Annotated in this window: 11 protein-coding genes; 7 read left to right on the forward strand and 4 right to left on the reverse strand. The window is 69.4% G+C overall.

From position 1 onward, the window contains the following. A partial coding sequence (locus WCJ52_RS09065) for a hypothetical protein (RefSeq protein WP_336902982.1) occupies positions 1 to 198 on the reverse strand: 198 nt, incomplete at its 3' end. A 127-nt stretch (positions 199 to 325) separates the two neighbouring features. Between WCJ52_RS09065 and WCJ52_RS09070 the strand changes: the two genes are divergently transcribed. The 3 genes from WCJ52_RS09070 to xth all read left to right on the forward strand — a co-directional run bounded on the left by WCJ52_RS09070 (position 326) and on the right by xth (position 4,486). Beyond that, positions 326 to 2,719, forward strand: coding sequence for a DNA translocase FtsK 4TM domain-containing protein (locus tag WCJ52_RS09070; protein ID WP_336902983.1), 2,394 nt, complete (start codon positions 326 to 328; stop codon positions 2,717 to 2,719). A 121-nt stretch (positions 2,720 to 2,840) separates the two neighbouring features. Continuing rightward, entirely contained in the window at positions 2,841 to 3,479 is a 639-nt protein-coding gene (locus tag WCJ52_RS09075; RefSeq protein WP_336902984.1) for an outer-membrane lipoprotein carrier protein LolA, read from the forward strand. 203 nt (positions 3,480 to 3,682) lie between these two features. Continuing rightward, positions 3,683 to 4,486 (forward strand): exodeoxyribonuclease III, encoded by an 804-nt coding sequence (xth, locus tag WCJ52_RS09080; RefSeq protein WP_336902985.1) that lies wholly within the window; start codon positions 3,683 to 3,685, stop codon positions 4,484 to 4,486. 39 nt (positions 4,487 to 4,525) lie between these two features. Here the strand turns inward: xth and WCJ52_RS09085 are convergent, their stop codons facing one another. Beyond that, positions 4,526 to 5,212: a response regulator transcription factor gene (locus WCJ52_RS09085; protein ID WP_336902986.1), complete on the reverse strand. Its 687-nt coding sequence runs from the start codon at positions 5,210 to 5,212 to the stop codon at positions 4,526 to 4,528. 93 nt (positions 5,213 to 5,305) lie between these two features. Here WCJ52_RS09085 and WCJ52_RS09090 point away from each other — a divergent pair, with 93 nt between their 5' ends. Continuing rightward, entirely contained in the window at positions 5,306 to 5,824 is a 519-nt protein-coding gene (locus WCJ52_RS09090; protein ID WP_336902987.1) for a L,D-transpeptidase family protein, read from the forward strand. On the opposite strand, the gene WCJ52_RS09095 is transcribed toward WCJ52_RS09090, so the two are convergent. Continuing rightward, positions 5,821 to 6,474, reverse strand: a complete 654-nt coding sequence (locus WCJ52_RS09095; RefSeq protein ID WP_336902988.1) for a YggS family pyridoxal phosphate-dependent enzyme — start codon at positions 6,472 to 6,474, stop codon at positions 5,821 to 5,823. The genes WCJ52_RS09090 and WCJ52_RS09095 overlap by 4 nt on opposite strands. Here WCJ52_RS09095 and WCJ52_RS09100 point away from each other — a divergent pair. Beyond that, positions 6,446 to 7,075, forward strand: coding sequence for a thiamine phosphate synthase (locus tag WCJ52_RS09100; protein WP_336902989.1), 630 nt, complete (start codon positions 6,446 to 6,448; stop codon positions 7,073 to 7,075). The genes WCJ52_RS09095 and WCJ52_RS09100 overlap by 29 nt on opposite strands. Here the strand turns inward: WCJ52_RS09100 and WCJ52_RS09105 are convergent. Further along, the gene (locus WCJ52_RS09105) at positions 7,065 to 7,466 is read right to left on the reverse strand and encodes an NtrZ family periplasmic regulatory protein (protein WP_336902990.1); all 402 of its coding nucleotides are present in this window, start codon (positions 7,464 to 7,466) and stop codon (positions 7,065 to 7,067) included. The two genes, WCJ52_RS09100 and WCJ52_RS09105, sit on opposite strands and share 11 nt — an antisense overlap. Before the next feature lie 246 nt (positions 7,467 to 7,712). On the opposite strand from WCJ52_RS09105, the gene WCJ52_RS09110 reads away from it, so the two are divergent. After that, complete coding sequence (locus WCJ52_RS09110) at positions 7,713 to 8,222, forward strand: DUF3576 domain-containing protein (protein ID WP_336902991.1); 510 nt, start codon at positions 7,713 to 7,715, stop codon at positions 8,220 to 8,222. A gap of 140 nt (positions 8,223 to 8,362) precedes the next feature. Further along, the coding region (locus tag WCJ52_RS09115) for a class I tRNA ligase family protein (RefSeq protein WP_336902992.1) at positions 8,363 to 9,238 on the forward strand (876 nt) is incomplete at its 3' end.

The following is a 9,238-nucleotide window of genomic DNA, read 5'->3' on the forward strand; positions in this document are numbered from 1 at the left end:
GGGCGGAATGTCGGTGGGCAGGGGGGTCACCTCGGGGGCGACGATGGCCGGGGCCGATGTCGCCGGAGCCAAGGGGGCGTCTCCAGGCAGGTAGGCGACGTCCCGCGCGCCGAGCACGCCGGAGACGAAGCCAACCAGGGCCATCAGGGCGATCACGATGAGGGCGATCTTCCTGAGATTGCGGGGCATGGACCACATTTGGCCACTCCTAGAGGGTTTTGGTGGGGTTGCAAACGGGAGAGGCGGGCCTGTTGCGACCGAGGTAAACGCCTCTTAACCCTCTTGGGTCCAGAGTATCCCGGAATCAACGCGGGAGCGGACCGGCATGGCGCGGGCGGCGCGGAAACGGGGCATAGACAGAGGGTTCGAGATCGCCGGCGCGGTCTGGGCGCATCCCTTCGCGGCCCGGGCGCGCGGCGGACTTGTCGCTCTTTCGGGGGCGGCCCTGGCGGCGGCGCTCGCCACCTGGAAGGCGGCGGACCCGAGCCTCAACGCGTCTTCAGGTGCCATTCCCGGGAATGTCCTGGGAGGTGCCGGTGCGGTCCTCTCGGACCTCCTGTTCCAGGCCCTGGGCCTGCCGGCGGCCCTGGTCGCCCTGCTCATGTTGGTCCTTGGCCTCTCCAGGCTGGCCAGTCCAAATCCCGACTCCAGCCGGCTTGGCCTGCGCCTCCGGGCGCTTGGCGGGATCCTGGCCCTATGCGGTGTCGCGGCCCTTCTGGCCTGGCCCCGGGCGCCTTCAGCCTGGCCCCTGGCCGGGGGCCTGGGCGGACTGGCTGGCGACGGTCTCCTGGGCCTCGGCCGCGGCGCCCTGGGCGAGGCGGGTGTCCCCTTCGGCCGGGGCCTGACCGCAGGCCTGCTGGGAACCCTCGGGCTCTGGGGGCTCGCCTACGCCCTGGCCCTGCCCAAGCTCGATATCCGGGGCGCCCTGGCCAGGCTGGTCGGCTGGATGCGCAGCCGCGACCTGACCTCAGCGGTACGCTCGCCCTTCGCGCCCGAACCCGAGTCCGAACCCGCGCCAGCGGTTCGGGGCGCACGGAGCCGGTCCCGGAAGGCAGACCTGCCGGCCGATCCGGAACTCGCAGACGGGGTCGGCCCGGACGGACTCGCGACCTTCGGCGCCGAGGAGGGTGGAGCGCCGGTCGCCATCCGTCCGCCCAAGTCCTCTCGGGAATCCGGGCGGGAGACCCGTGAGTCCCAGGGAGTCCTGGAGTTCGCCAGGGGAGAGGGCTTCGTTCTTCCCGACCTATCCATGCTCGCCCGCTCGCCGCCGCGCGCGGCCCAGTTCGACGAGGCGGCCCTGCGCCAGAATGCCCAGCTCCTCGAAGGGGTCTTGGCCGAATTCGGCGTCCGGGGACAGATCGACCAGATCCGACCGGGGCCGGTGGTCACCCTCTACGAACTCGTCCCCGCCCCCGGCGTGAAGTCGGCGCGCGTGGTGGCCCTGGCCGACGACATCGCGCGCTCCATGTCCGTCGCCGCCTGCCGGGTCGCCGTGGTGCCGGGACGCAACGCCATCGGTATCGAGCTGCCGAACGCCCGGCGCGAGACGGTCTACCTGCGCGACCTCCTGTCCAGTTCCGAATACGAGAAGACCGGTCACGCCCTGCCTATGGCCCTGGGCGAGAACATTGGCGGCGAGCCCTATGTCGCCGACCTGGCCAAGATGCCCCACCTGCTGATTGCCGGCACGACCGGCTCGGGCAAGTCGGTGGGGGTCAATGCCATGATCCTGTCGATCCTCTACCGCCTTCCGCCCGAGGCCTGCCGGTTCATCATGATCGACCCCAAGATGCTGGAGCTCAGCGTATATGACGGGATCCCGCACCTGCTGGCCCCGGTGGTCACAGACCCGAAAAAGGCCATCGTTGCCCTGAAGTGGACGGTCCGGGAGATGGAGGACCGCTACCGCCTGATGTCCAAGATCGGCGTGCGGAATGTGGCCTCCTACAACGAGCGCGCGCGGGAGGCGACGGCCCGGGGAGAGCACTTCGAGCGCACGGTCCAGACCGGTTTCGACGACCAGGGCCGGCCCGTCTACGAGAGCGAGCGAATTGATCCTCGTCCCATGCCCTACCTGGTGGTGGTAATCGACGAGGTCGCCGACCTGATGATGGTGGCCGGCAAAGACGTGGAAGGCGCAGTGCAAAGGTTGGCTCAGATGGCGCGGGCGGCTGGCATCCACCTGGTCATGGCGACGCAGAGGCCCTCGGTGGACGTCATCACCGGCACCATCAAGGCCAACTTCCCGACCCGGATCTCCTTCCAGGTCACCTCCCGGATCGATTCCCGCACCATCCTCGGGGACCAGGGTGCCGAGCAGCTGCTGGGCCAGGGCGACATGCTCTACATGGCGGGCGGCGGGCGCGTCACCCGCTTGCATGGCCCCTTCGTCTCGGACGGCGAGGTTGAGGCCGTGGCCCGCTTCCTGCGCGAACAGGGCCAGCCCCAGTATCTGGAGGAGGTCACCGCAGGCGGGGACGACGAGGACGGCGGCGGTGACTTCGGCGAGGGTGAGGGCGGGTCGGGCGACGATCTCTATGATCGCGCCGTCGCCGTGGTCACCCGCGACGGGAAGGCCTCGACCTCCTATGTCCAGCGCCGGCTGCAGATCGGCTACAACCGCGCCGCCTCCCTGATCGAGCGCATGGAGAAGGAAGGCGTGGTCAGCCCCGCCAACCATTCGGGCAAGCGTGAGATCCTGGCGCCGCCGCCGCCCTAGGACGCCAACCGGGTTCCAGCTTGACTGGGGACGGTCTCGGGCCCCTGCCCCGCAGGTGCCGCAATTCCGGGGCATTGACCCCGCTGGCGGCCTGGCGCATTCCGGCCCCTGGAGATACCTCATGCCAACACGCCGTATCGCCCTGGCGGGCCTGGCCACCGTCATCGCCGCACCCGCCGCCGTAGCCGCAGCCGCGCCGACCCTGGGAGCGGAAGAGCGGGAGCTGGCCGCCCGGGCCGCCGCCTGGCTCGAGGCGCTGACAGAGGCCAGGGGTGACTTCATCCAGACCGATTCCCGGGGTCGGGTCAGCCGGGGCGAAGTTTTCATCCGCCGGCCGGGGAAGGCCCGCTTCGCTTATGCCCCGCCCGCCTCGCTGCTGGTGGTGGCGGACGGTACCAACGTCACGGTGGCCGACCCGCGCCTGAAGACCTTCGAGCGTTATCCCCTGGTCGCCACGCCCCTGTCCCTCTTCCTCTCGCGGCGGATTCGCCTGGACGGCGACACCCAGGTGACAGCGGTGAGGCGATATGGGGAGGGCTTTGAGGTGACGGCCCGAGACAGCCGCCGACAAGCGGAGGGCCGCATTGCGCTGACTTTCTCAGACTCCCCCCTTGCCCTTACCGGCTGGACGGTGACCGACGCCCAGGGTCGGTCGACCCGGGTCGAGCTGAAGGATTTCCGGAAGGTCAGCGGTCTGCCTGCTAGCCTCTTCGTCATTGAGGATCCACGGCCTCGGGCGCCGGGTCGCGGCAAGATGTAACTTATTCGTCACACACAACAAGAATATTCCAAAAACTTGACAAAGATGGTGAAAGTTGCGTTGATGTCACTCATGGGCCCGGTGCAGCCGGGCCTGCGGCCTCCGGACGTCATCCCCTTCCGGAGGCTGCACGAGAGAGCTAACTACGCCCGGACGGCTTGCGCCTCCGGGCGTTCCTTTTGGGGCCGGACGGGGAAACCGCCATGCGCCTGAGACTCGCCACCTGGAACGTGAACTCCGTCCGCCTCCGCGCCGAGCAGGTGACGCGGTTCGCCCGTGAGCAGGACCCAGACGTCCTGTGTCTCCAGGAGATCAAGTGCCGGGAGGGGGAATTCCCCCGGGCCGAGTTTGAGGCCGCCGGCTACCCGCACATGCGCATCAGCGGCCAGAAAGGCTCGCACGGGGTGGCCATTGTCTCGCGGCTTCCCCTCGACGACGCTCCTGCCCTGGACCTCTGCCGCGAGGGCCACGCCCGGGTTGTCGGGGCCCGGGTGTCGGGGATCGAGGTCCAGAACTTCTACATCCCGGCTGGGGGCGACACTCCCGACCCGGAGACCAACCCAAAGTTCGCACACAAGCTGGATTTCTTCGCCCGCCTGACCGCCGAAGCTCGCCGCAGGGATCCGGCTGAAGCCCTGGTCATCACCGGCGACCTGAACGTCGCCCCCGGGGAGAACGACGTCTGGAGCCACCGCCAGATGCTGAAGGTGGTCAGCCATACCCCCATCGAGATCGAGGCCATGGCGGCCCTGTGCGAGGCCGGCGGCTTCACGGACCTGGTGCGCGAGGCGGTCCCCGAGTCCGAGAAGCTGTTCTCCTGGTGGAGTTACCGCGCCGCCGATTTCCGCGCCTCGAACCGCGGCCTGAGGCTGGACCACATCTGGATCTCCCCCGGCCTGCGGGGTCCTGCCCTGGCGGACGGCGCCAGCGCCCGGGTCCACGACGAGGTCCGGGCCTGGGAGCGACCCAGCGACCACGCACCGGTCACGGCGGACTTCCGGCTCTAGATCCTGTTCCGATACGTGGGAACCTGATCGTAACGGCGGTCAGGGCACCAGCCGGTATCCGCCGCCCTCAGTCAGCAGGAGCCGGCCGCCAGCGGGATCCGACTCGATCTTCTGGCGCAGCCGGTAGACATGGGTCTCGAGGGTGTGGGTCGTCACACCGGCGTTGTAGCCCCAGACCTCGGCCAGCAACTCTTCCCGCGCCACCGACTTTTCACCGGCGCGATAGAGATATTTCAGGATGTTGGTTTCCTTCTCGGTCAGCCGCACCTTGCGCCCCGAGCTGTCCACCAGGACCTTGGCCGCCGGCCGGAACTCGTAGGGGCCGAGCCGGAAGACGGCACCCTCGGAATGCTCGTGACTGCGAATCTGGGCGCGGATCCGGGCCTGCAAGACGGCCAGTCGGAAGGGTTTGGTGACATAGTCGTTGGCCCCGGCATCCAGCCCGCCCACCATCTCCGTTTCGGCGTCAGCCGCCGTCAGCATGATCACCGGGCAGGCGACCTGTTGCGCGCGGAGCTCCCGGCACACCTCCCGGCCGTTGGTGTCCGGCAGGTCGACGTCCAGGAGGATGATGTCCGGACGCGCCTCGAGGGCCGCAAGGATGCCCGCGGCGCCGGTGGCCGCCTGGACGACCTCGAATTCGCCCCCGGAGGCGAGGAGGTCGGCGAGCTCGGTCCTCAGCTCGTCATTGTCGTCGATGATCAGCAGGGTCTTGGGTTGAGCCATGGGCCGGAACATGCACCCTGAGGGCGGGCCCCGCCAAGGGTCCAGTTGAAGACGGCCCTCGGAAGGGTCGTGGCAGTAGCGGAGACAGGCGGAATGATCTTCTCGGCGACCTCGGACGGTACCCTCGATATCGGCGGCAGGCGGGTACGGTGCGCCCTGGGCCGATCCGGGGTCCTGCCGGCGGCGGACAAGCGGGAGGGTGACGGCGCCTCGCCCCTGGGCGTCTGGCCCTTCCGGAAGGTCTTCTACCGGCCCGACCGCGTGCCGGCGCCGAAGACCCGCCTGCCTGTCCAGGCGCTCACGCCAGCGGACGGCTGGTGCGACGCCCCCGGGGACCCGGCCTACAACCGCCCCGTCCGCCTGCCCTATCCCGCCAGCGCAGAGGCCCTGTGGAGGGACGACCGGGTTTATGACCTGATCGTGGTCCTGGGCCACAACGACGATCCGCCCATCAGCCCGATGGGGTCGGCCATCTTCCTGCATCTGGCTCAGCCGGACTGGTCGCCGACGGCCGGATGCGTCGCCGTGCGGCGGGAGGACCTTCTGGACCTGCTGTCCCTGGCGGGGCCAGAAGACGCCCTTGCTGTCCTTCCCGGCGGCTTCCAGCCCTAGTTCCGGGCGCCGAAGAGGGCTGAGCCCACCCGGACATGGGTGGCGCCAAAGGCGATGGCGGTCTCGAAATCGTCGCTCATGCCCATGGACAGGACGGAAAGCCCGTTGCGGGCGGCAATCCGGGCCAGCAGGCCGAAATGCGGACCCGCAGGCTCGCCGACCGGGGGAATGCACATCAGTCCCTCCACCGGTAGGGCGAGGGGGCCGCGAACCCGGTCGAGAAAGGCGTCGGCGTCAGCGGGGACCACCCCCGCCTTCTGGGGCTCCTCACCCGTATTCACCTGGACCAGCAGGCGCGGCAGGCGCCCAGTCTTCTGGGCTGCGGCGACAAGGGCCAGGGCCAGCCGGTCCCGATCCAGGCTCTCGATGACATCGAAGACGGACGCGGCAGCCTCGGCCTTGTTGGTCTGGAGAGGCCCGATCAGCCGCAGCTCTAGGCCCTCCCGGCGGCCCGTCCAGCGGGCCTCGGCCTCCTGGACGCGATTCTCGCCGAACACCCTGTGCCCGGCGGCGACCACGGGGGCGATGGCCTCCCAGGGCTGCTGCTTGGAAACGGCGGTCAGGGTGACGCCGCCGGGCGGGCGGGCGGCGGCCTGCTCGGCGGCGGCGATTCGGGCTAGGATGGCGTCGAGCGAGGGGGACACAGGCATTTCCGGTTTCTGGACCGTCGGGCGGACCGCCGCATACCTAGGCCGGAGGCGGGGCGGGGGAAAGGCCCTGCCGCCGCCCCTCCTGGTGTTCACCGACCCAGACCGGACGCCAGATCCTGTCGCCCTCGCCCGAGTTCTGCCCCGGGGGACGGGCCTGGTCTACCGGGCCTTTGGCGCGCCGGACCGGCTGGAGATCGCCCGCGCCCTTGCGGCCGTCGCCCGACGCCGCGGCCTGGTCCTGCTGGTGGGGGCTGACGCCGGACTGGCCGCACGGTCGGGCGCAGCGGGGGTCCACCTTCCCGAGCGCCTCGCGGGCCGGGCCCCGCGCCTGAGGAAACCAGGTTGGCTGATCACGGCCGCCGCCCATTCCCCGCGGGCGGCGCGGCGGCCGGGAATTGACGCCTTCGTCCTGTCTGCAGTCTTCCCCTCGGCCTCGCCTTCGGCCGGCGCCCCCCTCGGGACCCTGCGCTTCGCGGCGCGGGTGAGAGCCGCCTCGGCGCCCGCCTATGCTCTCGGCGGGGTCGATGACACAAGGGCGGGACGCCTGCGCATGACGGGCGCGGCGGGAATTGCGGGAGTCGGGTTCAGCCTCAGAACTTGAAGGCGGACTCGAGCCGGACGCGGGGCGCCGGCTGTTGTTGCGGGGCCATCTTGCGCATGGACTCTGGCCGCCCAGCCTCGTCGCCCATGGACACCGCACCGCCAATCCGAAGGGTGGGCGAGACCCGGTAATAGGCTCCGGCCTTCACGTCCGCCCACTCAGAATCGCGGGTCGGGGCGGTCTCGACGTTAAAGGTCATGCCCCAGCGGCCCTTTCGGGCGTCCCAGGTCAGGGAGGTTCCACCCACGGGAGAGGCGGACTGGTCCATCCGGACGGTGAAGTCGTCGGCCTTGCGCGCTGGCTCCGCGTGCGCGAGCGACGCCGCACCGGCCAGGAGAACCCCGGCGGTGAGCGAAGCGCAGGTGCGCAGGAGGGTCACGCGAGAAGACATCATCACCATTCTGGCTGTCTGGCAGCCGATTACGCCCGGAAAAGGGCGAGATCCACGATTAGGGGCTGGGGATCGTTGGGGTCAACCTCGGTAGGTGCTCTGAGTACCGAATCCCGCCCCACCTGTGGCGGCAGGGTCACGCGATTCCTGTTTGGCCCGCGTCCCGGCATTGATATAGAGGGCGCGGCGCGGGGTGGCGCTGGTTTGCGCCGCGGGGTGCGGGCCCTGAAGTTTGGAGCGGTGCAGATGCCGTCTGGATCCGTAGACCTGAAGAAGAGCCTGAGGGTGGGTCTGGCGATTCTCGCCGCCGCCTCGCTCGCCGCCTGCGCGTCGAACAGTGCCCCGAAGACCTTCGAGGGCCAGGAGCCCGAGGGCTTCAACCCGTTCAGCGTCTTCGAAGGTACCTCCCAGGCGAGGGGCGACAAACCGGCCGTTTCCGTCAACGGCTATCTGTGGCGCGCGGCCCTGGACACGCTTTCCTTCATGCCGCTCTCCTCCGCTGATCCCTATGGCGGCGTGATCATCACCGACTGGTACGTCAATCCCGAGAAGCCCGACGAGCGCTTCAAGGCGACGGTCTACATCCTCGACAGCCGGCTCCGCGCCGATGGCCTGAACGTGGCCATTTTCCGCCAGGTCCGCGACGCGAAGGGGACCTGGACCGAGGCCCAGGTGAACGCCCAGACCGAGGTGGACGTCGAGAACGCGATACTTACCCGGGCCCGGCAGGTGCGACTTTCGAGCGCGCCGGGCTGAACGCCGGACCTGTCCTGGCGTCGCCCACCGAACCTGACCGGCGAAACCTGGCGGGCCTGAAGGGTCGAAGGGGATCGCCGTAGCGCACCTCCCGGAGCCTTCCGGGGCCCTCCTTGACCTGATCCGACGGTATGTCCGCCATGGCCAGATACAATCCCAAAGATACCGAGCCCAGGTGGAGACGCGCCTGGGAGGCCGCAGACGCCTTCCGCGCGGGGCCGCCCGATCCCTCACGGCCCAAGTACTACGTCCTCGAGATGTTCCCCTATCCGTCGGGCCGGCTGCACATGGGCCATGTGCGCAACTACGCCCTCGGCGACGTCATTGCCCGGTACAAGCGCGCCCGAGGCTTCAATGTCCTGCACCCCATGGGCTGGGATGCCTTTGGTCTGCCCGCCGAGAACGCCGCCATGGAGCGCGGCATCGACCCCAAGGCCTGGACCTACGACAACATCAGCCGGATGCGGGACGAGCTGAAGGAGCTTGGCCTGTCCATCGACTGGTCGCGGGAATTCGCGACCTGCGACGTGGGCTATTCCGGGCGCCAGCAGGCCTGGTTCCTGGACCTGTTCGAAAAGGGGCTGGTCTATCGCAAGGAGGGCCTGGTCAACTGGGACCCTGTGGACCAGACGGTCCTGGCCAACGAGCAGGTCATTGATGGCCGGGGCTGGAGATCCGGCGCGGTGGTGGAGAAGCGCCGGCTCAGCCAGTGGTTCCTGCGGATCACCGACTACGCCGACGCCCTGACCAACGACCTGAAGACCCTTGAGCGCTGGCCCGAAAAGGTCCGGGTCATGCAGGAGAACTGGATTGGCCGCTCCCGGGGGGCCCGCTTCGCCTTCCGCTTCACCGACCCTGCGCGAACGGACGGCCTGGAGGTCTATACCACCCGACCAGATACCCTGTTTGGGGCCGCCTTCGTCGGGATCGCGGCCGATCATCCCCTGGCCGCGGAGGTCGCCGCGTCAAACCCGGAGGCGGCCGCCTTCGTCGAGGCCTGCAGGCGGGGCGCGGTC

The sequence above is a fragment of the Phenylobacterium sp. genome, assembly GCF_037138395.1.
In the GTDB taxonomy this organism is placed as follows: Bacteria; Pseudomonadota; Alphaproteobacteria; order Caulobacterales; family Caulobacteraceae; genus Phenylobacterium.